This is a genomic window from Arthrobacter ginsengisoli (genome assembly GCF_031456935.1).
Classification (GTDB): domain Bacteria; phylum Actinomycetota; class Actinomycetes; order Actinomycetales; family Micrococcaceae; genus Arthrobacter; species Arthrobacter ginsengisoli.
On record NZ_JAVDVQ010000008.1, the window covers coordinates 59,622 to 84,469 of the forward strand.

Below are 24,848 nucleotides of genomic sequence, written 5' to 3' on the forward strand. Positions count from 1 at the left end.
AATGTGGCGGGCTCCGGCCGGACCGCTGACCGTAAAACCGTGCCCTCCCAGTAGACTCAAATCCCCGCCACGATCGTCTGGCCCGTAAGAACCCCGGAGTACATCATGAAAAAGACCCTGACCGTCCTGATCGCTGCCGGGGCCCTGCTCGGCGCCGCCGGCTGCTCGGCCCCGCAAGACACCACCGCGGAAACCTGCGCCCGGGTCCAGACTGTCGGCGCGGGACCCACCTCCAACGCGGACCAGGCCGGGATGATCCGTCTCGCCAACCGGCTCCGGCCCATCCAGGCCGCCGCGTCCGAGGAACTGAAGGCCCCGCTGCACTCCATCATCGATTTCCTGGACGAGTCGGCGAAGGAAACCCCGGATTCCGCCAAGCTGCAGGAGCTGCAGGGCTCGTACACCGAAGCAGGACAGGCTCTCAGCGCGGCCTGCAGCGGCGGCCAGTAGCGGCATAGCCTGCGGCTGCTATAGCCGCAACAGTTGCGAAAAGCTGCAGAAAGGGGACCGGATGACTCCGGTCCCTTTTTTGTCCCGGTGTTGTGCCGGTGGCGGCTACTTCCGGCCGATGAACCAGTCCTGGAGCTTCCGCAGCCGGGTCTGCAACTGCTGCTCGTTGGCCTGGGCCACGGCCGGGCCGCCGCAGACCGTCCTGAGCTTGGTGTGGACGACGCCGTGTGGTGTGCCCGTCCGGGCGGACCAGGCCGCGACGTTCTTGGCCAGTTCGGTGCGCAGGTCCATCAGCATGCGGTGGTCCGGCACGGCGGGTGCTGCCGAAGCAGGAACAGCGCCACCCTGGGGGGCGCGTGCGTTCTTGCGGTTGAGCTGCTCGTGCTGGCGCTGGCGCAGCAGCGTGCCGACCTGCTCGGCGTCGAGCAGTCCGGGAATCCCGAGGAAGTCGAGTTCGTCCTCCGAGCCCACCTCGCCGCCGGTGCCGAACTCGCCGCCGTCGAACAGCACGCGGTCGAAGGAGGCCTGCGAATCCAGCGCCTCAAACTTGCCCTTGGTGAGCGAATCGGAGGCCTTCTCCTCGCGGTTCGCCTCGTCCATCAGCGAGTCCTCCGGGTTGAAGAGGCCGTCGCCGTCCTCCTTCTCGGGGCGGTCCAGGGCGTGGTCCCGCTCGGCCTCCATGGAGTTGGCCAGTGCCATCAGCGGTGGCACGGAAGGCAGGAAGACCGACGCCGTCTCGCCGCGTTTCCGGGCGCGCACGAAACGCCCCACGGCCTGCGCGAAGAACAGCGGGGTGGAGGTTGAGGTCGCGTACACGCCGACCGAAAGCCGCGGGACGTCGACGCCTTCGGAGACCATCCGCACGGCCACCATCCAGCGCTTCTCGCTGGCGGTGAACTCCTCGATCTTGCTGGACGCCTTCGTGTCGTCGGATAGGATCACCGTCGGTGACTCCCCGGTGATCCTCTTCAACTGCCCGGCGTAGGCGCGCGCGTCCTCGTGGTCGGTCGCGATGACCAGCCCGCCGGCGTCGGGGACGGTCCGGCGCACCTCACTGAGGCGCTTGTCCGCCCCGGCAAGCACCGCCGGGATCCATTCCCCGGTGGGGTTCAGCGCGGTCCGCCAGGCATGGGCGGTGATGTCCTTGGTGACCGCCGCTTCGCCGAGCGAGGCCGCCATTTCCTCGCCGCCGCTGGTGCGCCAGCGCATCTGGCCGGAGTAGGCCATGAACATCACGGGACGGACCACGTGGTCCCGGAGCGCCTTGCCGTAGCCGTAGGTGTAGTCCGCTTTGGAACGCCGGATTCCGTCCCGGTCCTCGGCGTATTCCACAAACGGGATCGGCGAGGTGTCGGACCGGAACGGTGTGCCGGTCAGCGAGAGCCTGCGGGCCGCGGGCTCGAAGGCTTCGCGGAGCCCGTCGCCCCACGACAGCGCCTCGCCGCCGTGGTGGATTTCGTCAAGGATGACGAGCGTGCGGGCGGCCTCGGTCTTGGCCCGGTGCAGCATCGGCTTGCTGGCCACCTGCGCGTAGGTGACCGCGACGCCGATGAAGCCGCGGCCGTGCTGGCCGTCGGCGTTCTTGAAGTTCGGGTCGATGGCGATCCCCACCCGGGCGGCGGCGTCGGCCCACTGCCGCTTCAGGTGGTCTGTGGGCGCCACAATGGTGACGCGGTTGATGACGTTGGCCTCGATCAGCATCGAGGCCACCCGCAGCGCGAAGGTGGTTTTGCCGGCGCCGGGCGTGGCGACCGCGAGGAAATCCCTGGGATGCGTGCTGAAGTAGCTGTCGAGGGCTTCCTGCTGCCAGGCCCGGAGTTTCGGCGCGGTGCCCCAGGCGGCCCGCTCGGGATACGCGGGCGGCAGGACGGGTCCGCCAAAGAGTGTCTCTGTCACCTGGCTGCCCTCCATGCCGCGCACTGCTGCCCCTGCCGGAGAACCCACTTAAGCACAAAAACACCAATCTGTTTTGGATGAACCGGAAGCAATCACGGCCGGTCTGCGGCCGGGCATCATTCAGGGGGCGAAGAGTCCGCCCGTGCGCGGGAGGCGCGCCTAAGGACGGGACGCCGGGAGCTCCCGCGTCCCCTGCGGCGTGGCCGCGCTACTTGTCGCCGGAACCCTTGCCGCCGTCGCTGCCCGGGCGGAGGCCGTCGTAGACCTCTTTGCATTCCGGGCACACGGGGAACTTCTTCGGGTCGCGGCCCGGGGTCCAGACCTTGCCGCACAGGGCGATGACCGGTTCGCCGGACAGCGCGGATTCCATGATCTTTTCCTTGCGCACATAGTGCGAGAAGCGTTCCCGGTCACCGGGTTCCACTTCCTGGCGCAGTTCCTCGCGCTCGATCGTGGCCGTCGACGTCCCGGCTCCGGAGAGCTCGCGCATCGGGTCGTTTTCGAGGGGATCGGTCATGCTGTTCATGAGACCCATCTTAGCGGCTGGATCGGACGGGGTTGCGACCGGTCCGCCGGAACGGCCGCTACAGCCCCTGCCAGGAAGGCTTGTTCTCATAGCTGTGGCGGTAGTAGTCGGCGAGCCGCAGCGACGACGCCGCCGCCTCGTCGACCAGGATCGTGGCGTGCGGATGCAGCTGCAGGACGGATGCGGCGCAGATCGCGGCAACGGGTCCTTCCACGAGGTCGCGGACGACCTGGGCCTTCTGCGCCCCGGTGGCGATGAGAATCACGTGCCGGGCCTCCAGGATGGTTCCCAGCCCCTGGGTCACGACGTGGTGCGGGACCTCGGAAAGGCTGCCGAAAAACCGGGCATTGTCCCGGCGCGTCTGCTCTATCAGCGTCTTGACCCTGGTCCGCGAGGCCAGCGATGAACCGGGCTCGTTGAACCCGAGGTGGCCGTCGGTGCCGACCCCCAGCAGTTGCAGGTCCACTCCCCCGGCCGCCCGGATGGCGTCCTCGAAGGCCCGGCAGGATGCCGGGATGTCCGCGGCCAGGCCGTCGGGCCCGTGCACGTTCGCCGGGTCGAGGTTCACCCGTTCGGTGAATTCGCGCCGGATCACCGCACGGTAGGACTGCGGGTGGCCGGCCGGCAGACCCACATACTCGTCAAGGGCGAAGGCGCGCACCCGGCTGAAGTCCAGGCCGTCCCGTTCGTGCCGCAGCGCCAGTTCGGTGTAGACCGGCAGCGGTGACGAACCGGTGGCCAGTCCCAGGACGGCGTCGGGCTTGCGCCGGAGCAGCGCCTCAATCGCGTCCGCGGCGAGCGCCGCGATCGGCTTGTTGCCGGAGAGGATAACGACTTCCATGGCCTGCCTTTGCGCTTGCCGTGCCCTGGGCTGTGGTGCCCTAGTGGCAGGCTATCGCAGTCCCGGGCGCGGCGCGCGGGTCAGCGGTTGACGGCGAGCTGGGCCAGCAGTTCCGGCCCCCGGGCGTCGAGCCATTTCCCGCCCAGCCGGACCCCGGCGGCAAACAGCACGAGCCCCAGGACCGGGCCCACCACGAGGTTAATCCAGCCGGGCACGGCACTGCCGGTGACGAACTGTGCCACCATCAGCGCCATTTCAGGGACGAGCAGCAGCAGGAGCGCCCCCATGCCGCCGAACTGCACCGCCATGGTCTGCGCCACGTGGCCCGGCGGCTTCTTGAACGGGCTGTCGCCCGGGAGCGGCACCGCGACCGTGTAGCGTGCCGACACCACCGAGGACAGGCCCATCCCGCTGAACAGCACACCGAGGGAGAGTCCGAGCACGCCGGGCAGGAGCTGCCAGTCCGCGCCGAACAGGAACGGCAGGACGCTCAGCGCCAGCACCACCGGCAGGGCGAAGACCAGGCAGGCCACGGCACGACCGAGCCGGTCATGGACCCCCCGCACGCCGGTGGACAGGTGCAGCGCGAAGGCGGTGCTGTCGTAGGAGACGTCCGTTGAAATGGACCAGGCCAGCAGGAACGCGGTCAGCGGACCGATGAAGACGAGCAGCCCGTAGGATCCCGTCTGGGCGGCCTGGAAGAGGAACAGCACCGGCAGCAGCGGAATGACGACGAGGGCGCCCGCGTACCGGGGGTCCCGGAGCCAGTAGCTCAGCGACCGTGCCGCGACCGCGCCCGTTGGCGTCGCCGGGAACAGCCGGAAGAAGCCCAGTCCGCCGGCTGCTTTTTTGGAGCTGCCGGCGAACGGCGGCGTCACGAGGGCCCGCTGCAGCAGGAGTTTCCAGCACAGCGCCAGTCCGGCGAGGGTGGCGACCGCGATCAGGAACTTCAGCGCCGCGGCGCCGTAGTTCCCCGCGGCAAGCTCGCCGCCGAGGGACCAGGCGGCCCCCGCCGGAGTCCAGGACAGCGTTCGGGCCAGCCCGGCCAGGAAATCCCCGGACGCGGCAATCCCCGCGGTGACGCTCGCCACGATCGGCCCCATCAGGATGAGCGGAATCAGGAAGATCACCGCGCTGGCGTCCTTGAACCGGCGGGAACTCGCCAGCCCTGCGGTGGCGGTGGTGACCGACTTGGACAGCACAATGCAGCTCAGCACACCGAGGACCGCGCCGAGCAGGGCGCCGGCAGCGCCGGGAACGTTCCGGGACCAGGTCCCCACGGTGCCCAGGGCGAGCAGCAGGGTCGCCGTGCCCGGGATTCCGATCAGTCCGCCGAGGGCCAGTCCGGTCAGCAGCTGCGGCATCGGCACGGCGACCGTGGTGAACCGTGCCGGGTCCAGGGTCAGGTCCGCGGCCGAGGCAGCGACCGGGACCACCGCCCATCCCAGCAGCGCCGCGGCGCCGCCCAGCACAACGACCGTCTGCGCGAGGCCGGCGTCCGCGCCGCGGAGGACCAGCAGCCCTGCGACGCCGAGCCCGACGAGCCCCAGCGCGTACAGGGTGCCGATGCCAAGGCCCACCAGCTGCCATGGGCTGCGCCGGAGGCCGTTGCGCAGCAGGGTCAGCTTGAGCCTTAGAAGGTGCGCAACCATTCCAGTCCTTCCGTGTGGTTGCGGCCGCCGACCAGCTGGACGAAGCGGTCTTCCAGTGACTCGCCCGCACGCACCTCGTCCACCGTCCCGGCCGCGAGCAGCCGCCCGGCGGCGACGACGGCGACGTGGTCGCACATGCGCTGGACCAGATCCATAACGTGGCTGGAGACTATGACGGTGCCGCCGGAAGCCACATAACGGTCCAGGATGTCGCGGATGTTGGCGGCGGACACCGGATCGACGGATTCGAACGGCTCGTCCAGTACCAGCAGCCGCGGCGCGTGGATCAGGGCCGAGGCGAGGGCGATCTTCTTGGTCATGCCGGCGGAGTAATCCACCACCAGCGTTCCGGCGTCGGGGCCCAGGTCCAGGGCGGCGAGCAGTTCCTTGACCCGCCGGGCCACGACATCCTTGTCCATGCCGCGCAGCAGGCCTGCGTAGCTCACCAGCTGCTCGCCGGTCAGCCGGTCGAAGAGCCGGACGCCGTCCGGGAGGATGCCCATCAGCCTCTTGGCCTCCAGTGGGTGCTTCCAGACATCCACGCCGTGCACGAAGGCCGTGCCGAACTCGGGCCGCAGCAGCCCGGTGGCCATCGACAGGGTGGTGGTCTTGCCGGCGCCGTTCGGGCCGACGATCCCGTAGAAGGAACCGGCCGGAACGTCGAGGCTGAGACCGTCGACCGCGATTTTGTCACCAAAGCGCTTGGCGAGTCCCCGCAGGGACAGTGCGGGAACGGCCAGTCCCGGCCGGTCGTCAGGGGCAGGCGGACGCGGCTGCTGGAAAGTCATGTCGTTAGACTAACCGTCCCGGTGCGCCCACGGGATCATCCGCAAGGCGTAGCCGTGCCGCGACGGACCGGCAGGCGGACCGGTTGCGGCACGCATCCCGGCTAAAACGAGTGCCGCGGACGGGCGCGGTCATACTGCGGCGGCCACGCCAGCTCATGGCCCAGCTCGAAGGCGGCCCGCAGCCACCAGTGCGGATCGCGGAGGGCGGCACGGGCGATGAAGACCCCGTCGGCCTGCCCGGTTGCAACAGCGTGCTCGGCCTGGCCGGCCGAGGTCAGCAGCCCGACGGTGCCGGTCCGGACCCCGGTTTCACGCCGGATCCGGGCGGCAAAGCCGGTCTGGTAGCCCGGCCCGACCGGGATCTGCTGGTGTGCCACGGCGCCGCCGCTGGACACGTCCACGAGGTCCACACCATGGTCCGCTGCCGCCCTGGCCATCCGCACCGATGCCTCAACGTCAAGGCCGCCCTCGGCCCAGTCCGAGGCGGAGATCCGCAGCAGCAACGGCATGGAGTCGGGGATGACGCGCCGCACGGCATCGACGACGGCGAGGGTGAGCCGGTTCCGGCCTTCCTCGTCGCCGCCCCAGCGGTCTGTGCGGTCGTTGACGAGCGGACTCTGGAACTGGTGCAGGAGGTAGCCGTGGGCGCCGTGGATCTCGATCGTGTCGAAGCCGGCTCCCACGGCCCGGACCGCGCCGGCGGCGAAATCGGCGATTACACCGTCGATCTCCTCCTCCGTCATCGCGGAGGGGGCCTCGTAGCCGTCAAAGGCCGAGGTGCCGGGAGCCACGGTGGGCCAGCCGCCGTCGGCGGCTGCCACCGTGCCTTTCCGGCCGGAAAACGGCCAGTAGGAGGATGCCTTCCGCCCGGCGTGCGCCAGCTGGGTCCCGATCTTGGCCCCGGCAGTCCCGTGCCGGTGCACGAAGGATGTGATCCGTTCCCATGCCGCCGCCTGGTCGTCATTGTAGAGCCCGGCGTCCCGGGGGCTGATCCGGCCGGCGGCGTTCACGGCGGCCGCCTCGGTGAGGATCAGGGCCGCCCCGCCGGTGGCAAAGGAACCCAGATGCATCAGATGCCAGTCGTTCGGAACGCCCTCCCCGGTTTCCGGCTCGCAGCTGTACTGGCACATCGGCGATACCCAGCCGCGGTGTTGCAGGTGCAGGGAGCGCAGTTCCAGCGGCGTGAAAAGCGCCGACCCCATCAGAAGAGGACCCGGGCCAGGTTCTGGCGCGCTTTCGCGACGCGGTCATCGGTGGTGCCGACGACATCGAACAGTTCCAGCAGCCTGACGCGGGCCGTTTCCCGCTCCGGGCCGAAGTTCCTGCCGATGAACGCGACGATCCGGCCCAGTCCGTCCTCGACGTGTCCGCCGGCGACGTCCAGGTCGGCCACGCCGAGCTGGGCCTCGAGGTTGTCCGGCTCGTCGGCAGCGAGCTGGCGCAACGCGTCGGTGTCCGCGGCGGACAGCGGCTGGAGCCGGCCCATCAGCTCCACCTGTGCGAGCCCCGCCTTGGCTTCGGCATCGGCGGGCATCTCCAGCAGGGCCTGGCGGTAGGCGTCAGCGGCAGCGGCGTAGTCACCGGCTTCGATCGCATCAAACGCTTTCTGGTGCAGGGGCGGCAGCGGGGGCGGCTCGGCCTCGGCGGCGCCGGGTCCGCCCGCGCCGATCCGTCCGGTCACGCCGTTGGCGGCGGCGACCTTAAGCAGTTCATCCAGCAGGCTGCGGACCTGCGGTTCCTCGGCGCCGCCCTGGAAGAGGGGCACGGGCTGGCCCTTGACGAGGGCCACGGCGGTGGGAACGGCCTGCACCTGGAACGCCTGGGCCAGCTGCGGGAACACCTCGACGTCGGCGGCACCGAGGACCAGCCGGCCCTCGTAGCCGTCCACGATCCGTTCGAGGACGTCGACGACTTCGGCGGAGCCGGGAGAGTAGGCCGCCCAGAGCGCAACGACGACCGGAACCTGGGCCGACAGCTCCACGAGTTCCTGGAAATTCGCTTCGGTGATGTCCACCCGCAGCGGACGGCCGGAGGGCGCCGCCCCGCCGTCGTCCGCGGCAGGCGACCCGGGCGCGCCCGGCGTGCCGGCGCCCGGGGCGGGCCCGGCCGGCGGCGCAGCGGGACGCTGTTTCAGGGCGGACAGGTCGACGGCGCCCCGCAGGTTGAGCGGGTTGGCGGCAGCCGGCGGGACGGGGCGGGAAGCTGGCGAAGTCATGGCTCCACTCTAGCCACATCGGCCCCGTCCGGACCTACTTGAAGCTGGCTCCGACGAGGCCGCGGGTGGCGGCCACGAGTTTCATCGGGTCCGGCGACCCTGCCGGCGGGATGTAGACGGCCACGGACTCGGCGAAGTTCAGCAGCATGCCGGTGCTGGTTTCCTTGCCGCCGGCCAGGGCCGCGGCGTCGTCACCAATCGTCAGCTTGTCGCCGGCGGCCTTGGGGGTGCCATCGAACGCGAAGTCCAGGCGGCCGAGGGCGAGTGCCCCGCCGTCTGCGGTCCGGAACACCACGACGCTCTCCGGCACCATCTTGTGGGTGAACGAGAAGGTGCCGTTGACGCCCGAGTTCACCACATCGGTCTGGTAGGCCAGCGTGTCGGCAATGTACGGGGAGGACTCGCCTTCGGCGAGCTTGTCCTTGTACGCGGAATCGGCCGAGTTGAGCCGGTCGCCGAGCGCGCCCAGCGCTTCCTCGCCGCTGTTGGCGAGTCCCGATTTGTCCGCGGGGGCAAGTGTCTCGTTGCCGCCGCGTGCGATCCCCGGGAAAGTTGTTCCCGGCTGCAGCGGCGTGGTGAGGACCAGCTTGTAGTTCTCCCGCGGGCCGGCCTGGGTCAGAGTGAGCAGCTGCGGAACAACGTTGCCCTCGCCCTGGGTGACCGCCATGACCGTGCGCGGCCAGCTGCGCTTGTCGGTGACGACGGTCGTGAGGAGCTTGGTGGCGCGGACGGGCATCCGCGCCTCGTAGGAGCCGACCTGGGAGCGGATCTTGTAGTTCTGCGTGCGGACCTCAAGTTCGGGTCCGGCCACGCGCGGCTCCAGCGTGGCCGCGTCCTTGGCCGCATCACCGGCATCGACGGCACTGGCAACCTGCTCAAGAATGCGGCGGAACTGGGCGTCGACCAGCACCGGTGCGGCCGGGGCCTGCCCGGCGGCGGCGGAAGCGCTCGGCGACGGGGCAGGCGTCTGGCTTGCCTGCGCCGCCACACCGCTGCCGGCGACGGCAGTGGCTGTCAGCACTGCCACGACAACGCCGGAGCGGCGCGGGCGCCACGACACGGCGGCGCGTTCGACGGAGAGCTTTTCGGAGCCGGCCTGCTCGCGTGCCGCCGGCTTGGCCTGCGCCCGGCGGGCAAACATGCTGCCGCCGGCTGAGCCGTCGGCGCCGGAGCCGGGCTTGGGCTTGAGCAGCAACAGGGCGGCGCCGGCCAGAATCAGCAGGCCGCCGAGAACCATGAACGGAACGGCCCACGGCGTGGAGGTGTCATTCGGGAAGGTCATGGTGATCGATGTGGGGGCAGGCTTCGTGCCGTCCGTGGCAAGCAGCAGGGCCCAGTCACCGTCGGCCGGAGGGGTCCAGTTGTACTTCAACTCGCCGCTGGCGTTTTCCGTGGTCACCCACAGGTCCGAACCGGCCGGTGAGGGAGCGGTGGCTTCCCCGTCGGCATGCGTCAACTGCAGCGCCTTCCCGTCATCCGAGACACCGGAAACGGTGTTGTGCGCGGCTGTGCCGACCCAGGCCTCGACGTCGTCCGGGCGGCCGGCGGCCAGCATAAAGCTGCCTTCGCCCTTGACAGTGATTGTCACCGTGCCGTCGTGCAGCGTGCGGAGCTTCTCGTCAAAGACCGTCAGCGGCGCGGCAGTGGCACCGGCGGGTGCGGTGGCGGTCACGGTCTCGGGCGGAGCCCAAAATGTCTTCTGGCCGATTCCGGCCAGCAGTGTCAGGAGGCCCAGCAGCACTAATGCAACTGCAGTCTTGAAACGCAAAATATTACCCATCATCAGCGGACACTTAGCTTCAATAGTAACCGTTTTGTTACCACGGAGTCAGATCCGGCAGCGTGCGGGGCCCTTCCCCGGCGCCGCCGGGCGCTGCACAACCGCGCCAAAACAAGGCTGCTGATAGTGTTTGCGGTGATCATCACACTTGGGCAGCGGCAGCGGCTCCGCCGGGCATATTCAGAGGACAAAGGGCTTTCAACGCAGTGACTGGACACACGGATTCGTCCCCCTCAGGACCGGAAGAAAGCCAGGAATCCGGCAGCACGGTGGAGGGTCCGCAGCAGCACATTTCCCCCCGCCGGACGGCCCTGGCCGGGATGCTGAATACGATGGCCCACCGCCTGCGCCAGCCCCTCCCGGGAGCCCAGCCCCGGCTTCGGTTCGAGATGCCCCCGGTGCAGGAGGAAGACCAGACGGCACCGGAGAGCGAGACCAGCGCGCGCTTTGGCCACCCCGGCCCGCGGATGTCCTCCCAGCATCCCCTCTACGTCGGCTTCATGGGGACAGTCGGCGTCGGTGTGGCCCTGCTCGTCTACTGGATCGGCTCCAGCACGACGCAACTGCTGCTCTGGATCGTGGCGGCACTCTTCATCGCCCTGGGCCTGGACCCGGTGGTGCGCTGGCTCGAGTCGAAAAAGTTCCCCCGCGCGGCGGGCATTGTGGCTGCGGTTTCCACGCTGGGCCTGGCCATGGCCGCCTTTTTCGCCACGCTGATCCCCACGATTGTCCAGCAGGTCACCGAGATCGTCGAGGAGGCGCCGCGCTGGATCACCGACTTCATTAACTCCGACTTCTTCCGCAGCATCGACAACCAGTACGGGGTGCGCGAACGCATCACGCAGGAGCTGGAGAAATTCGTCAACAATCCCGAGGCGATTGGCGGCATCTTCGGCGGCGTCGTCGGTTTCGGCTCCACTGTGGCCAACGGCCTGTTCGGCGCCCTGATCGTGCTGGTGCTGAGCCTCTACTTCCTGGCGGCCCTGCCTGCCATGAAGAAATGGGGCTACCGCCTGGCCCCGCGGTCCCGCCGGGCCCGGGTCGAGGCCCTGTCCGAGGAAATCACCGGGTCGGTGGGAAACTACGTCATCGGCCAGGCCGTCGTCGCCCTTGTGAACGCAACCTATGCGTTCATCGTGATGTCGATCGTCGGTGTGCCGTTCGCCGTGCTGCTGGCCTTCGTGGTGGCCCTGCTGGCCTTCATCCCCCTGGTCGGCGGGGTCATTGCCGGCGTTATCGTGACCCTGATCGCACTCACGGCAGGCTGGCAGACCGCCGTGGTCTACGCCATCTGCTACTTCGCCTACCTGCAGTTCGAGGCCTACTTCATCTCCCCGCGCATCATGCAGAAGGCCGTGGCGGTGCCGGGCGCCGTCGCCGTCATCTCGGTGATCGCCGGCGGCAGCCTGCTCGGCGTCCTGGGCGCCCTGATCGCGATCCCCACCGCGGCCGCGATCATGCTGCTGGTCAAGGAAATCTTCATCGTGCGCCAGGACAAGCACTGACGGCTTTTCGCTGCGAAAAGGGACAGCCGCTGCGTGGATCCACGCAGCGGCTGTCCCTTTTCGTAGCCTTTTTTCGAGTTTCGGTCAGGCGTGCGCCGTGGCGACCGGACCGTTCCATTCCTGCGGCAGTTCCGTAGCCGTTCCGCCGGCGCCGAATCCGCCGGGCAACACCTCGTCGACAATCTCGTTGAGCACCCGGCCGGCGTACTTCTCCCCCACCCACAAGTGTTTGGCACCGTCCACGCCCACGAGGCGGGCCTGCGGCACGACGGCGAAGCGCTCCGCGGCCTCGGCCGGCTGAAGGTAGTCGTCGTGCTCGGGGACCAGCACCTTCAGCGGCTTGCCGGCAGCGGCCCATTCCTTCAGATGCACGTCCGTGGCCCGGTGCAGCGGCGGCGAGAGGAGGATGGCTCCCTCCACCTCGGAGGCCACCGGTTCCGCTGCCCCGTACATCAGCGCGAGCTCGGTGCCGAAGGACCAGCCCACCAGCCAGCGGTTCGGCAGGCCGCGGTCGACGGCGAACTGCACGGCCGCTTCGACGTCGAGGCGTTCGCCGATCCCCTCTTCGAACGCCCCTTCGCTGGTTCCCCTGGGCGATCCGGTGCCCCGGGTGTTGAACCTGAGCACGGCGATTCCGGCCAGGGCGGGCAGCCGGTAGGAGGCCTTCCGGTAGACGTGCGAGTCCATAAAACCGCCGTGGGTCGGCAGCGGATGGAGCGTGATCAGGGTGGCTTTTACCTCGCCGGACTCCGGCAGGGCCAGCTCGCCGACGAGCCGGTGGCCGTCGCTGGTGCGGAGCTCCACGTTTTCCCGGCGCGCCGGGAGAACAGTGGACGCGCGGATCGCGGTCGGTGCGGAAGGCTGGCTGAAGACGTACGACGCCGGGTCAAAACTCATGCGTCCAGCTTAGCGAAAGCAGCCGCGGAAGCAGTCCGTGCCGGCACTCAGCGGTACCGGTAGCTGCGGGAAGTCCAGCAGTTGGTGTGCCAGTGCCTGCGCTCCGCCAGCCCCGCGGCCGCCCCAAAGAGATGGTCCTCGGACCACACAACGAGATGTGCGACGCCGGGCAGCACCGCCGTCGAACAGCCCGGGCAGATGTAGGTCTTCTCGGCCCGGCCCGCGGTGATTGGCCGGACCGACCACTCGCCGTCCGGCGCACTCTCCCGGCGCGCAAAGCCGGAGCGCGCGCGCTCCAGATCCAGCTCCGGCACCGGGCCGCCCTTCGCTCCGGGCTTGGCGGATTTGCCGGATCCTGCCCGTCCTGGGACGGGTCGGCGGGGGCGGTTGGAACGGGGCATGGTTCCATTCTGCCCCAGTCCGGGTGCCCCTCCTCCCCGCAGACGGTAGGGTAGACCGGGTGCGTTTAGTCATAGCCCGTTGCTCCGTTGATTATGTCGGCCGGCTCAAAGCCCATCTCCCGCTCGCCACCCGGCTCCTGCTGGTCAAGGCCGATGGCTCCGTTTTGGTCCATTCGGACGGCGGATCCTACAAGCCGCTGAACTGGATGAGTCCTCCGGCGTCCCTGCGGGTCTCCACCCCGGACGAGGTCGACGTCGAAATCGGCGTGGTTGAGCAGTGGACCGTCCAGTCGGCCAAAACCGACGACCGGCTGATCATCAACATCCATGAGCAGCTGCATGACACCTCCCATGAGCTCGGCCTCGACCCCGGGCTGATCAAGGACGGTGTCGAGGCGGACCTGCAGCGTCTGCTGGCGGACCAGATTGAACTCCTGGGCACCGGTTTCTCGCTCATCCGCCGCGAATACTTCACGGCCATCGGCCCGGTGGACATCCTGGCCAGGGACGCCAAGGGCGGCACCGTGGCCATCGAGCTCAAACGCCGCGGGGACATCGACGGCGTCGAACAGCTCACGCGCTACCTCGAACTGCTCAACCGCGACCCCCTCCTGGCCCCGGTCCGCGGGATCTTCGCCGCCCAGCAGATCAAGCCGCAGGCCAAGGTGCTGGCAAACGACCGCGGCATCGACTGCGTCACACTCGACTATGACGCCATGCGCGGTGTCGACGACGTCGAATCGCGGCTCTTCTAGCGGCACCGCCCGCGCGGCAGATCGGCAGGGAAGCCGGTGCCGTTCATCGACGCTTTGGACAAATTTTACGGAATTGTGTGCCGTGAGCGTTGACCTGCGGCAATGGGCGTGAAATTCTTATACGAGTCTTTGTGTAGGTGTTTTTTCATGCTCGCAAGACATGTTGCGAGCGTGAAGCTCCGGCCGCCGAAGCCCGGTCCATCCGGTCCCACAGCCAAAGGTTCTTCTCGCGGAGTGACCAAGACCGGCACGAAGTGTGCCGGTCTTAATCAGGATCCATAATGAGGAGAAATACATGGCACAGGGAACTGTCAAGTGGTTCAACGCTGAAAAGGGCTTCGGCTTCATCACCCCGGACGACGCCGATGGCGATGTCTTCGTTCACTACTCGGAGATCCAGACCGGCGGCTTCAAGACCCTCGACGAGAACGCCCGCGTTCAGTTCGAAATCGGCCAGGGCGCCAAGGGCCCCCAGGCCACCGGCGTGACGCTGGTCTAGTCCCCGCAGCGGAACTGCCCGCGGCAGGCTCCGCAACAAATGGTCCCCGGCACTGATGCCGGGGACCATTTTGCTTTAGCGCACGAGGGTCCGGAGCAGCCGCGCACTTTGCCGCACGGACAGGCCGGGAAGATAGGCCCGGCTCAGCGCCCTGCCCATCGCGGGAAGCTGCAGCGGGTCCTGGTAGTAGAGGTACAGGGTCCGGTAGTCCGGCTTGAATCGGGACTTGAAGGTGGCCAGCGAGCGGAACCCGTATACGGGCTCCAGCGCTTTACCGACGACGTCGAGGATTCCCGCCAGCCCTTCGGATCCGGCCCCGCCGGCATCGCCCGCCGCTTCCGCGGTGTCTTTCGCCAGCGGTGACCCGGACAGCGAGATCACTTCCACCGAGCTCCGCAGCTCCTGTACCGCCGAGGCGATCAGGAATTCCATCACGCCGGGGAAGGCGTCCCCCCGCCGGCGCATGAAATCCAGCGTCCAGCTCACCAGGCGCCCGTCGGCATACACCGGCAGCCAGCTCGTGACGCCCTGGACCAGCCCCTCGGCGTCCACCGCAAGGCAGCAGAGCACTTCCTCGTCCTGAAGCTCATCAATGCCGCCGAGGGTGAAACCCATTTCCGGAACGGACTTCTGGGCGGCCCATTCCTCGGAGACCTCGATCAGCTGGGCACGGAGCGCAGGCGCGAAATCGGCGTAGCGTCCCCACACCGCGTGCACCCCGGACTTTCCGGCCCGGTTCAGGGCCGTCCGGACGTTTTGCCAGTCCTTGCCCTTGAACTCGAGTGAGCGTACGGCCAGCCTGGTTTCCTGAGCCACCGCCACGCGCCGAAAGCCGCGGCGCTGCAGCATCGGCCACAGCTCGTCAGTGCAGGAATAGAAGCTCGGAATGAGGGCATGTTCAGCGCAGTACCGGATGAAGCCCGCGGCGGTCTCCTCCCGGAATCCCGCCGGGCCGAACGGTCCCGCCAGGGTCAGGGCGACGTTGCCGTGCTGCTGGTAGGCCACTCCCCCGCGGCCGCCCGGCGCGAACCAGTACTTGTTGGGTTCCCACAGGGCCATCCAGGACAGCGAGTCGCCGCCCTGGCGGATCAGGCCGCGGGCCACGTCCCGGTCCTCCGCTCCGGCGTCGGTGCGGTGCAGCCGGCGCTGCAGGACCAGCCAGACCGCAGCGAGGGCTACCGTCCAGAAGATAATGCCCGAGGTGGCGAAAAGGACGGCTTCGGCCGCGTCGCGGCCTTCGAAGATGCGGCTGTAGACCCCGGGGATGGGGAGCGGCAGGTACTGGCGGGAGAGTTCGGCGGCCAGTCCCAGCAGCCCGCCGTCGCGGTCCATCCCGCCGGCGGCGAACCAGACACCGGTGTAGCACGAGGCCAGCAGGAGCCAGGTTCCGCCGACGGCGGCGGCGAGGGCCCCCCGGGCCCGCGGGTTTGTTTCGACCCGGAACTGCCGGCGGTTGGCCACGAGCAGCACCACGAGCACCAGGGGAACCACCACCAGCGGCAGCACGTGGACCACACCCGATCCCATCACGCCGGTGCGCGGCCGGTTGGGGTACTGCGGGATCCTGGCGATCAGGGACAGATAGACGGCGGCCAGGGCCGTCACGGCGAGCTGGAGGGTGACCGCGATCCGCAGGGCGAGCCGGCGCCCGTGCCGCATGCCGTCCGCGCAGATGAGCAGCAGCACCACCGGCACGACCGCCAGCGCGAGGCCCAGCGGCCCGGCAAAGCCGGCGCGGCCGGCCTCGAGGCAGGTGACATCGATGCTGCCGCCGCAGTTCTGTTCCAGCTGGTTCAGCGTGGGCAGCGGGTTCAGGACGACATCCCGCAGCAGGGCCAGCGGACCCGTGGGAGTCCGGACGGTGGCCGTCAGGATGGGTCCGACCGCGAAGATGGCCACGGTCAGGGCGAGCAGGTTGCGGGTTTCGCGCCCGGTGGAGCGGTGGCGGTGCAGCGTGCCCTGGTCCCCCTGGATCCACCAGCCGGCTGCCAGCCCCGCCAGCGCCCCGGCGAACCCGACCACCGTCTCCGGGTGCCCCACGTAGAGCACGAGCATCAGGGACAGGGAGACCACGGCGGTGCGCAGCCGCCGCTGCCACAGCGTGGGCAGCAGCCCGCTGGAGGCCAGCGAGACGGCCAGGACCGCGGCGTACGGGCCCATCAGGCCCGCATCCACCATCCGGCTCAACCAGCCGTCGTCGACATGGCCGGCGAGCTGCGTCAGCAGCAGGAACACCGTGACCGCGGCGAACTGCGCGGCGAAGTAGAACACGGCCGTGCGCAGCGTGCCCAGCTGCCGCTCCGCGAGGCCGAGCAGGACCAGGATCATCAGCGCGGCCGAGGCGTAGGCCAGCAGGTTGGTGGCAAAGAACATCGAAGTGAACAGCGACCACCAGTGCCCGGCCTTCAGTGCCGGGGCACTGACGGACGCCACGTCCAGCAGGGATTCCGGCGGCCCGGTGAGGTAGCTTCCGGTGGCCGCGCCGGTGGCCAGGAAGGCCACAAGGACCGCGAGGGTGAAGGGGATGGCGCGCAGATGGCCCAGCGACTGCCGCAGGCCCACATGGGCGAGGCCCCGAAGGGAGCCGCCGCCGGCCCCCCGCTGCCGTGCCGCTGCTGCCCCGCTCACTGCTGGACACCCCAGCGGGCCGCCAGGAAGTCGAGCCCGGAGGGCAGCCCCTTGGACCCGGTTTCCCAGGAGTGCCCGGCACCGGGGACCAGCCGGGCCTCCACCGTGAACCCGGCGGCCCGCGCGGCCCCGGACAGTTGTTCCATGTTGGCGATGAATTCGGGGTCCCGCTCGCCGGCGCCGAAGTAGATGCCATGCCCCTGGAAACGTCGGTCCGTCATGAGCCGCAGCGGTGTCTGGCTTTCGAAGGCCTCGGTATCGCCGCCGAAGGCGGCCGCGATGGTCTTCTCACGTTCCTTGGCGAGGGCGGGTTCCCGCTCGCTGGAGAACGCCAGGGCGGAGCCGTAGATCTCCGGATGCCGGGTCACCATCTGCATCGCGCAGGTCGCGCCGAAGGAAAAGCCCCCGGCCGCCCACCGCGTGGGGTCCGGATCCACGTCCAGTGTCTGCTTGATCCAGGCTGGCACGTCCGCGGCGAGGAAGGTGTCCGCCCGGGCGATCATGCTGTCCATGCAGAGCGTGTTGCCGGTGGCGGAACCGTTCGGGTCAACCACCACCACCACCGGGGCCACACCGTGGTGCGCTGCCGCGTACCGGTCCATCCGGCTGCGCAGCGCCCCTCCGGTAAGCCAGTCGGCCGGAGAGCCCGGCTGGCCGGCGAAGAGGACCAGCACGGGAAGGGCGGGCCGGGGCGTTGCGAAGTAGGCGGGCGGAAGATAGATATAGGCCTCGCGGCTTTCGAATCCCGAGCTGGTGCCGGGGATCCCGGCGCGCCGCAGCACACCGCCGTCGGGCAGATCCGCCGGCGGCCGCCAGCCGGACAGTCTGACGCCGGAAGCGGCCCCGGGGGTGCGCTTGAGCCCGTCTTCGAGCGGCTGGATCCGCGCCACGGCGGTGCCCGTCAGGTCGCTCACGGTGTGGTTCAGGCCAAAGTAGCCGTTGATCTGGACGGCGGAGAGCAGGACGACGCCGAGCAGGGCGCCCGTCGACGCGGCGGACTTCCGCACGGCCGCCGTCCGCACGGCGTGCCGGGTCCCGGCTCCGGTCCTCCGGAGGTCCGTTCGCCGCCAGGTCCGCCACAGCTGCACGATGCAGAGCAGCAGGGCCGTCAGCGCGGCAAGGGACCAGGCAAGCACTTCGCCCGGCAGCTCACCGGGGACGACGGGGACGGCGTAGATCAGCAGCCAGTGCCCTGCGGCGAGAAGCGCGGAGGCAGCCAGGACTGCAGCGGCGAAGGCAAGCAGGACGGCCAGCCAGCGGGGGGCGGCGGTCTCCCGGGCGCGGAAGTGACTGCACTGCCAGAGGAAGTAGAGCAGGCCCGCCGTGCCGGCCGCCCAGGCAATCCACAGCACCGGCCCGTCGACGAGCCGCAGCTCTTCGATGAAGTCCACCGGATCTAGCGCCAGGTGCCGACGCCGATGACGGGCCCGGCCTCCAGCCAGGAGGACAGCCCGGTGTAGGCGTCGAACCGCATCGCGAGCAGGACGTCCTGCCCTTCATAGCGGAGTTCGACGATCACGGCGTCGGGCTGGACCCGGACAAGTTCAGCTTCGGTGGGCTTGCGCCGGCCGAGCAGCTCAAGCGAGCTGCGGCGGAAGGTGTGCTTCGGCCGCATGCTCAGCGAGGCAAGGCGGAACCACTCCAGGTCGTTGTCCTGATAACGACAAACCCCCATCTGCCAGCTGTTTCCAGCCGTGCAAATGGAGGCGTCCACTGTGCCCAGGGCGCGCCGCAGGTTGAAGCGGCGCACCCCGGAAAGGCACAGTGCAAATACCAGCAACGCGAAGAGCGTTGCCAGGGCGATGAACGGAATAACTGTATCGTTCATCAAGGTCGTGCTAGCGGATCCCCGCAGTAGCCGCGTCGCCCAGTTGGGCGTTGTCAGCGACAATGACGACCCGGTTGTTGTCCACGGAGAAGAATCCGCCGTCGACAACTACCGCAATACGGTCACCGGATACCGGCTCGATTGCCAGCTCCCCTTCGGCCAGAATCGCCAGCAGGGGCGAGTGGCCGGGCAGGATTCCGATTTCACCATCGCTGGTGCGGGCCTTGACCATCTTGGCCGCTCCGGACCACACGAAGTGGTCCGCTGCGACAATCTCAACCTCAAGCTCAGCCATATTACTTGGTCTGTTCCTGGATCTTGGCCCACTGGCGCTCAACGTCATCCAGGTCGCCGACGTTGAAGAACGCCTGCTCTGCGATGTGGTCAAGGTCGCCGTCGCAAATCGCCGTGAAGCCTTCAACGGTGTCCTTGATGGACACGGTTGAGCCTTCGACGCCGGTGAACTGCTTGGCGGTGTAGGTGTTCTGCGAGAGGAACTGCTGGATGCGGCGTGCACGCGACACGACGATCTTGTCCTCTTCAGAGAGCTCGTCAACGCCGAGGATGGCGATGATGTCCTGGAGCTCCTTGTTCTTCTGCAGGATCTGCTTGACGCGGACGGCCGTGTTGTAGTGGTCGTTGCCGATGTACTGCGGATCCAGGATGCGGGACGTCGACGTCAGCGGGTCAACGGCCGGGTACAGACCACGGGAAGCGATTTCACGGGAAAGTTCCGTGGTCGCGTCGAGGTGTGCGAAGGTCGTGGCCGGGGCCGGGTCGGTGTAGTCATCTGCGGGGACGTAGATGGCCTGCATCGAGGTGATCGAGTGGCCCTTGGTGGACGTGATGCGCTCCTGCAGGAGGCCCATCTCGTCAGCCAGGTTGGGCTGGTAGCCCACGGCCGACGGCATGCGGCCGAGGAGGGTGGAAACCTCGGAGCCTGCCTGGGTGAAGCGGAAGATGTTGTCGATGAAGAGCAGCACGTCCTGGTTCTGCACATCGCGGAAGTACTCCGCCATGGTCAGCGCCGACAGGGCCACGCGCAAACGCGTTCCCGGCGGCTCATCCATCTGGCCGAACACAAGGGCGGTGTCCTTGAGGACGCCTGCCTCTTCCATTTCAACCCAGAGGTCGTTACCTTCACGGGTACGCTCGCCGACACCGGCGAACACCGAAGTGCCGCCGAAGTTGCGGGCAACACGGGTGATCATTTCCTGGATCAGCACGGTCTTGCCGACACCGGCACCACCGAACAGACCGATCTTGCCACCCTTGATGTACGGGGTGAGAAGGTCGATGACCTTGATGCCGGTTTCCATCATCTCGGTGGAACCCTCGAGCGTCGCGAAGGCCGGGGCCTTGCGGTGGATGGGCCAGCGCTCGGTGATCTCGAGTTCGGACTCAGTCACATCCAGCGGCTGCCCGAGGACGTTGAAGATGTGCCCCTTGACGACGTCGCCGACGGGAACGGAGATGGGGGCTCCCGTGTCCACAACAGCGGTGCCGCGGACGAGGCCGTCGGTTGCCTGCAGGGAGATGGCGCGAATGACGTTGTCGCCGAGGTGCAGGGCAACCTCGAACGTGATGGTCTTGGTCTCACCGTTGAGAGTAATCTCGGTGGTGAGTGCGTTGTAAATCGAGGGGATTGCGTCAGCCGGGAATTCGACGTCGACAACCGGGCCAATAACACGTGCAATACGGCCGGTCGCACCGGTCGTCGCGGCTACGTGTTCGGTAGCTGTGGCAGTCATCTCTCTCACTTCACTCAGTAGATGGCGTTGGGTTCTGTTTACTTTGGTGCAGGTACAGCTGGATCCGAGTCCGGGGCGGCTAGGACGCGTTCAACGCGTCGGCACCGGCCACGATTTCGGAAAGCTCCTGCGTAATCTCAGCCTGGCGGGCAGTGTTGCGCAGACGCGTGAACTTCTTGATGAGCTCCGTGGCATTGTCGCCGGCGGACTTCATGGCCCGCTGGCGGGCAGCGAGCTCCGAAGCCGCTGCCTGCAGCATCGCGGCGAAAATGCGTGATTCGATGTAGCGCGGCAGCAGAGCATCAAGAACCTGCTCCGTTTCCGGCTCGAATTCGTAGAGCGGCAGGAGGTCCGACTCGGACGCCGCCTGCTCTTCGACAACCTCAAGCGGGAGAAGACGGACAACCGTCGGCTCCTGCGTGACCATGGACTTGAAGCGGGTGTAGACGACATGGATCTCGTCGACGCCGCCCTCTGCATAGTCCGTCGCAAAGTCAGCCAGCAACGCGTCGCCGATTTCCTGTGCGGTGGCAAACTCCGGTGCATCCGTGCCGCCGGTCCAGACGCGGCCGTAAGGACGGTTCCGGAAGTCGAAGTACGCCTGCGCCTTGCGGCCGACCAGGTACATCTTGACTTCCTTGCCCTCCCCGACGAGCAGCTCGTTAAGGCCTTCCGCCTGCTTGAGCACGCTCGCGGAGTACGAACCTGCGAGGCCACGGTCCGAGGTGATTACCAGGACGGCGGCCCGGCGGATCTGCTCCGGCTCGGTGGTCAGCGGGTGGTCGATTTCGCTCTGGCTTGCGACAGCAGAAACGGCACGCGTGATGGCGTTTGCGTAAGGCAGTGAAGCTGCTACGCGTGCTCGGGCCTTGCCGATGCGCGAGGTAGCGATCAGTTCCATCGCCTTGAAGATCTTGCGCATCGACGTCGTCGAGCTGATCTTCTGGCGGTAGACCCGAATCTGGGCTCCCATACTTATCCTTTCCTAAGATCCCGATGGCCGGGACTGCCGGAACCCCGCGGGGTCCCGGCAGTCCCTGCCAGCGAAACTAGCGCTTCTGCTTGACGATTTTTTCCTGGTCGACCTGTGCCTCGTCGATCGGGGCGTGCTCCTCGTGCCCCGCACCAACAAGGAGGTTGTCTCCCTCGCCGAAGAAGCCCTTCTTGAAGTCCACGATCGCGGTCTTCAGTGCTTCTGCAGTGTCATCGCTCATGACGTTGGTCTGGGCCAGCGTCGTCAGGATGGAGGACTTGTGCTTGAGGTGCTCCAGGAACTCGGTCTCAAAGCGCCTGATGTCCTCAACCGGAACCTCGTCGAGGTGCCCGTTGGTGCCGGCCCAGATGGAGACGACCTGGTTCTCAACCGGGAAGGGTGAGTACTGGCCCTGCTTGAGCAGTTCCATCAGTCGGGCACCGCGGGTCAGCTGCTGGCGCGATGCGGCGTCGAGGTCCGACGCGAACATTGCGAACGCCTGCATGTCGCGGTACTGGGCCAGTTCCAGCTTCAAGGTACCGGAGACCTTCTTCATGGACTTGACCTGGGCGGCGCCACCCACGCGGGAAACGGAGACACCCACGTCGACAGCAGGACGCTGGTTGGCGTTGAAGAGGTCCGACTGCAGGAAGATCTGGCCATCGGTAATGGAGATCACGTTGGTCGGGATGTAGGCGGAGACGTCATTTGCCTTGGTCTCGATGAGCGGCAGGCCGGTCATCGAACCCGCACCGAGCTCGTCGGAGAGCTTGGCACAACGCTCCAGCAGGCGGGAGTGCAAGTAGAAAACGTCGCCCGGGTAGGCTTCGCGTCCCGGCGGGCGGCGGAGCAGCAGCGATACCGCACGGTAGGCCTCTGCCTGCTTGGAGAGGTCATCGAACACGATGAGGACGTGCTTGCCGCCGTACATCCAGTGCTGGCCGATCGCCGAACCGGCGTACGGTGCCAGGTACTTGAAGCCGGCGGGGTCGGACGCGGGGGAAGCCACGATCGTCGTGTATTCCAGTGCGCCGTTGTCCTCCAGGGTCTGACGGACAGCCGCGATCGTGGATGCCTTCTGGCCGATGGCTACATAGATGCAGCGCACCTGCTTGTTGACATCCCCGGAAGCCCAGTTGGCCTTCTGGTTGATGATCGTGTCGATGGCGATGGCCGACTTGCCGGTCTGACGGTCACCGATGATCAGCTGACGCTGGCCGCGGCCGATCGGGATCATGGCGTCGATAGCCTTGAGGCCGGTCTGCATCGGTTCGTGGACCGACTTACGCTGCGTCACGCCGGGCGCCTGGAGTTCCAGTGCACGGGTGGTCTCGGCCTTGATCTCGCCGAGGTCATCGATGGGCTCGCCCAGCGGGTCGACAACGCGGCCGAGGAAGGCGTCGCCCACCGGCACGGACAGAACCTGTCCGGTGCGGTGAACTTCCTGGCCTTCTTCGATCCCGGTGAAGTCACCGAGGATAATGACACCGATTTCGCGGACGTCGAGGTTCTGGGCCAGGCCCAGCGTGCCGTCTTCGAAGCGAAGCAGCTCGTTCGCCATGACCGAGGGAAGGCCCTCAACACGGGCGATGCCGTCACCTGCGGTTGTTACACGGCCGACCTCTACGCGCTCTGCGTTTCCGGGTTCGTAGGACGCCGCGAACTCGTTCAACGCATTACGGACGTCGTCGGCGTTGATGGTCAATTCGGCCATCTGCAGTCCCTGCTCTCCTGTTTTCGTGATCATCGTTGCTCACGATGACCGGGGTTTCGTTTCGTTAAGTTGTGCTGGTCCGGCTGGCTAAGCAAGCTGACGCTGGAGCTGGCCCAGGCGGGCGAGGACCGAAGCGTCAACCACTTCGTCACCAACCTGGATCCGGATGCCACCGATCAGTGCCGGGTCAACGTTCATGTTGATCTTGAGCTCGCGCCCGTAGAGGGCATTCAGCCCCGCCTGCAGACGGCTGGTCTGCGTTTCCGTCAGCGCACGGGTGACGCTGACTGTTGCAATCCAGCGCTGCTGGCGCTTGGCTGCAAGCTCGGCGAAACGACGGACGAGCCGGGTCACCTTGAGGCCACGGGGTTGCGAAACGGCCTGTCCGATGAGGACTTTCGCTTCCTCGCTTGCACCGGGTACAAGCTTTTCGGCGAAGGCCACCTTGGCAGCCGGGCTCGCCTGCGGTTCGGACACAGCACGCTGCACCTCGTGGTTGGACTCGACGACCTGGTTGAAGGAGAACAGATCGTTCTCCAGCGCTTCCAGCCCGCTGATCCCTGAGGCAGAGACGGCAGACTTGTTCTCAGCAACGGCGATGACCACCGAAGCAGCAAGAGTCTCGAGGGCATCGCCGATATCCCGAGCCGATGCCCAGCGTGAGCCGGCCAGTCCGCTCGCGATGTCCACAGCGTCCGCGGAGACTTTCCCGCCGAAGAGCTGCTTGATCAGCGCTGACTTTTCGTCACCGCTGCGGGACGGATCGGTCAGGGCACGGCGCAAGCCAGCCGAGCTGTCCACCGTTCCCAGGATTCCGAAGAGTTCCTTGGCCAACTGCAGCGATGCGAAAGGAAGCTTTGCTTCCAGTGCCACCAGTGCCGCGGTCAGCGATTCGCTCGATACACCTGCCATTACTTAGCTGCACCTGCGTTCTGGTTCTCCAGATCTGCCAGGAAGCGGTCGACCACACGTGCCGCACGCGCGTCATCGTCAAGAGACTCGCCTACGATGCGGCCTGCCAGCGTTGTGGCCAGCGTGCCAACCTCCGCGCGCAGCGATATAACGGCCGCCTGGCGCTCGGACTGGATCGCCGCGTGCGCCTGGGCCGTGATACGGGCAGACTCTGCAGCTGCCTTCTCCTTCAGGTCCGCGAGGATCTGGGCGCCTTCGGCACGTGCTTCCTCACGGATGCGGTTGGCCTCGGCACGGGCATCAGTGAGCTGCTGCTTGTACTCTTCGAGTGCAGCAGAAGCCTCTGCCTGGGCCTTTTCAGCCTTGGCGATGCCGCCTTCAATGGCCTCGGCACGCTCTGCAAAGGTCTTCTCGAACATCGGGACAACGTACTTGACCACGATGAACATGAGGACAGCAAAGCCGGCGAAGACGACAAGCATTTCCCAAGGATTGGGAACGAGAGGGTTAACGCCCTCTGTGGCGGCTGAGATGATCAGCTGATTCATAATTCACCCGTCCTTATCTACTCGGTTCTGGATGTTCGCTTAGTCTGAAACTCAGACTAGAGAACGAACGCGAAGACCAGGCCGAGGATGGCAAGGGCTTCAGTCAGCGCGAGGCCGAGGAATGCGATCGGCTGGAGCACACGCTGTGCCTCCGGCTGACGTGCAACGCCATTGATGTAAGCGGCGAACACGAGACCAACACCGATACCACCGCCGATTGCGGACAGACCGTAACCTACGAGGTTGAGATTGCCTTCCATTTTATTCCTTTCAAGATGCCATCTATGTG

24 protein-coding genes are annotated in these 24,848 nt (G+C 67.4%); 4 read left to right on the top strand and 20 right to left on the bottom strand.

Annotation, left to right across the window (positions count from 1 at the left end; genetic code table 11):
* The first annotated feature begins 105 nt into the window (after positions 1-105).
* Positions 106-450 (top strand): hypothetical protein, encoded by a 345-nt coding sequence (locus tag J2X01_RS11120; protein WP_310056859.1) that lies wholly within the window; start codon positions 106-108, stop codon positions 448-450.
* Positions 451-555: 105 nt separating this feature from the next.
* On the opposite strand, the gene J2X01_RS11125 is transcribed toward J2X01_RS11120, so the two are convergent.
* The 8 genes from J2X01_RS11125 to J2X01_RS11160 form a co-directional block, all read right to left on the bottom strand.
* Positions 556-2,346, bottom strand: a complete 1,791-nt coding sequence (locus tag J2X01_RS11125) for a DEAD/DEAH box helicase (RefSeq protein ID WP_310056862.1) — start codon at positions 2,344-2,346, stop codon at positions 556-558.
* Positions 2,347-2,554: 208 nt separating this feature from the next.
* On the bottom strand, positions 2,555-2,863 hold the full coding sequence (locus J2X01_RS11130; RefSeq protein ID WP_374724962.1) for a DUF3039 domain-containing protein: 309 nt from the start codon (positions 2,861-2,863) through the stop codon (positions 2,555-2,557).
* A 67-nt stretch (positions 2,864-2,930) separates the two neighbouring features.
* The gene (gene nagB, locus J2X01_RS11135) at positions 2,931-3,713 is read right to left on the bottom strand and encodes a glucosamine-6-phosphate deaminase (RefSeq protein ID WP_310056869.1); all 783 of its coding nucleotides are present in this window, start codon (positions 3,711-3,713) and stop codon (positions 2,931-2,933) included.
* 80 nt (positions 3,714-3,793) lie between these two features.
* Positions 3,794-5,365: a transporter gene (locus J2X01_RS11140; RefSeq protein WP_310056872.1), complete on the bottom strand. Its 1,572-nt coding sequence runs from the start codon at positions 5,363-5,365 to the stop codon at positions 3,794-3,796.
* Positions 5,347-6,153 carry an ABC transporter ATP-binding protein gene (locus tag J2X01_RS11145; protein WP_310056875.1) on the bottom strand — a complete coding sequence of 269 codons (807 nt, stop codon included), beginning with the start codon at positions 6,151-6,153 and terminating at the stop codon, positions 5,347-5,349. The genes J2X01_RS11140 and J2X01_RS11145 overlap by 19 nt, the downstream gene beginning before the upstream one ends.
* A gap of 101 nt (positions 6,154-6,254) precedes the next feature.
* Positions 6,255-7,355, bottom strand: a complete 1,101-nt coding sequence (locus J2X01_RS11150; protein ID WP_310056878.1) for an NADH:flavin oxidoreductase/NADH oxidase — start codon at positions 7,353-7,355, stop codon at positions 6,255-6,257.
* A complete protein-coding gene (locus tag J2X01_RS11155) occupies positions 7,355-8,368 on the bottom strand; it encodes a tetratricopeptide repeat protein (protein WP_310056881.1) in 1,014 nt (337 codons plus the stop codon). The genes J2X01_RS11150 and J2X01_RS11155 overlap by 1 nt, the downstream gene beginning before the upstream one ends.
* Positions 8,369-8,402: 34 nt before the next feature.
* Positions 8,403-10,151, bottom strand: coding sequence for a DUF8094 domain-containing protein (locus J2X01_RS11160; RefSeq protein ID WP_310056883.1), 1,749 nt, complete (start codon positions 10,149-10,151; stop codon positions 8,403-8,405).
* A gap of 317 nt (positions 10,152-10,468) precedes the next feature.
* Between J2X01_RS11160 and J2X01_RS11165 the strand changes: the two genes are divergently transcribed.
* The gene (locus tag J2X01_RS11165; protein WP_310057197.1) at positions 10,469-11,653 is read left to right on the top strand and encodes an AI-2E family transporter; all 1,185 of its coding nucleotides are present in this window, start codon (positions 10,469-10,471) and stop codon (positions 11,651-11,653) included.
* Positions 11,654-11,737: 84 nt separating this feature from the next.
* On the opposite strand, the gene J2X01_RS11170 is transcribed toward J2X01_RS11165, so the two are convergent.
* Together J2X01_RS11170 and J2X01_RS11175 are read right to left on the bottom strand one after the other, a co-directional pair.
* On the bottom strand, positions 11,738-12,550 hold the full coding sequence (locus tag J2X01_RS11170; RefSeq protein ID WP_310056886.1) for an alpha/beta hydrolase: 813 nt from the start codon (positions 12,548-12,550) through the stop codon (positions 11,738-11,740).
* Positions 12,551-12,597: 47 nt separating this feature from the next.
* Positions 12,598-12,951 carry an Rv1322 family protein gene (locus J2X01_RS11175; protein WP_310056889.1) on the bottom strand — a complete coding sequence of 118 codons (354 nt, stop codon included), beginning with the start codon at positions 12,949-12,951 and terminating at the stop codon, positions 12,598-12,600.
* Between the two features lie 59 nt (positions 12,952-13,010).
* Here J2X01_RS11175 and nucS point away from each other — a divergent pair, with 59 nt between their 5' ends.
* Together nucS and J2X01_RS11185 are read left to right on the top strand one after the other, a co-directional pair.
* On the top strand, positions 13,011-13,706 hold the full coding sequence (gene nucS / locus J2X01_RS11180) for an endonuclease NucS (protein ID WP_310056891.1): 696 nt from the start codon (positions 13,011-13,013) through the stop codon (positions 13,704-13,706).
* A gap of 295 nt (positions 13,707-14,001) precedes the next feature.
* A complete protein-coding gene (locus J2X01_RS11185) occupies positions 14,002-14,205 on the top strand; it encodes a cold-shock protein (protein ID WP_069952225.1) in 204 nt (67 codons plus the stop codon).
* Between the two features lie 75 nt (positions 14,206-14,280).
* On the opposite strand, the gene J2X01_RS11190 is transcribed toward J2X01_RS11185, so the two are convergent.
* The 10 genes from J2X01_RS11190 to atpE all read right to left on the bottom strand — a co-directional run bounded on the left by J2X01_RS11190 (position 14,281) and on the right by atpE (position 24,819).
* Entirely contained in the window at positions 14,281-16,833 is a 2,553-nt protein-coding gene (locus J2X01_RS11190) for a rhomboid family intramembrane serine protease (RefSeq protein WP_374724959.1), read from the bottom strand.
* Positions 16,830-18,224, bottom strand: coding sequence for an alpha/beta hydrolase (locus J2X01_RS11195; protein ID WP_310056894.1), 1,395 nt, complete (start codon positions 18,222-18,224; stop codon positions 16,830-16,832). Before J2X01_RS11195 ends, J2X01_RS11190 begins: the two co-directional genes overlap by 4 nt.
* A gap of 5 nt (positions 18,225-18,229) precedes the next feature.
* Positions 18,230-18,661 (bottom strand): DUF2550 domain-containing protein, encoded by a 432-nt coding sequence (locus tag J2X01_RS11200; protein ID WP_310056897.1) that lies wholly within the window; start codon positions 18,659-18,661, stop codon positions 18,230-18,232.
* Between the two features lie 10 nt (positions 18,662-18,671).
* On the bottom strand, positions 18,672-18,956 hold the full coding sequence (locus J2X01_RS11205) for a F0F1 ATP synthase subunit epsilon (RefSeq protein WP_190989724.1): 285 nt from the start codon (positions 18,954-18,956) through the stop codon (positions 18,672-18,674).
* 1 nt (position 18,957) lies between these two features.
* On the bottom strand, positions 18,958-20,412 hold the full coding sequence (gene atpD, locus J2X01_RS11210) for a F0F1 ATP synthase subunit beta (RefSeq protein WP_310056901.1): 1,455 nt from the start codon (positions 20,410-20,412) through the stop codon (positions 18,958-18,960).
* A 79-nt stretch (positions 20,413-20,491) separates the two neighbouring features.
* Positions 20,492-21,385 carry a F0F1 ATP synthase subunit gamma gene (locus J2X01_RS11215; RefSeq protein WP_310056904.1) on the bottom strand — a complete coding sequence of 298 codons (894 nt, stop codon included), beginning with the start codon at positions 21,383-21,385 and terminating at the stop codon, positions 20,492-20,494.
* Positions 21,386-21,461: 76 nt separating this feature from the next.
* Positions 21,462-23,099 carry a F0F1 ATP synthase subunit alpha gene (atpA, locus tag J2X01_RS11220; RefSeq protein ID WP_310057203.1) on the bottom strand — a complete coding sequence of 546 codons (1,638 nt, stop codon included), beginning with the start codon at positions 23,097-23,099 and terminating at the stop codon, positions 21,462-21,464.
* Between the two features lie 87 nt (positions 23,100-23,186).
* Complete coding sequence (locus J2X01_RS11225; RefSeq protein ID WP_310056907.1) at positions 23,187-24,011, bottom strand: F0F1 ATP synthase subunit delta; 825 nt, start codon at positions 24,009-24,011, stop codon at positions 23,187-23,189.
* Positions 24,011-24,559, bottom strand: a complete 549-nt coding sequence (locus J2X01_RS11230) for a F0F1 ATP synthase subunit B (RefSeq protein ID WP_310056910.1) — start codon at positions 24,557-24,559, stop codon at positions 24,011-24,013. Before J2X01_RS11230 ends, J2X01_RS11225 begins: the two co-directional genes overlap by 1 nt.
* A 56-nt stretch (positions 24,560-24,615) precedes the next feature.
* A complete protein-coding gene (gene atpE, locus J2X01_RS11235) occupies positions 24,616-24,819 on the bottom strand; it encodes an ATP synthase F0 subunit C (protein WP_009356484.1) in 204 nt (67 codons plus the stop codon).
* Positions 24,820-24,848: the final 29 nt, after the last annotated feature.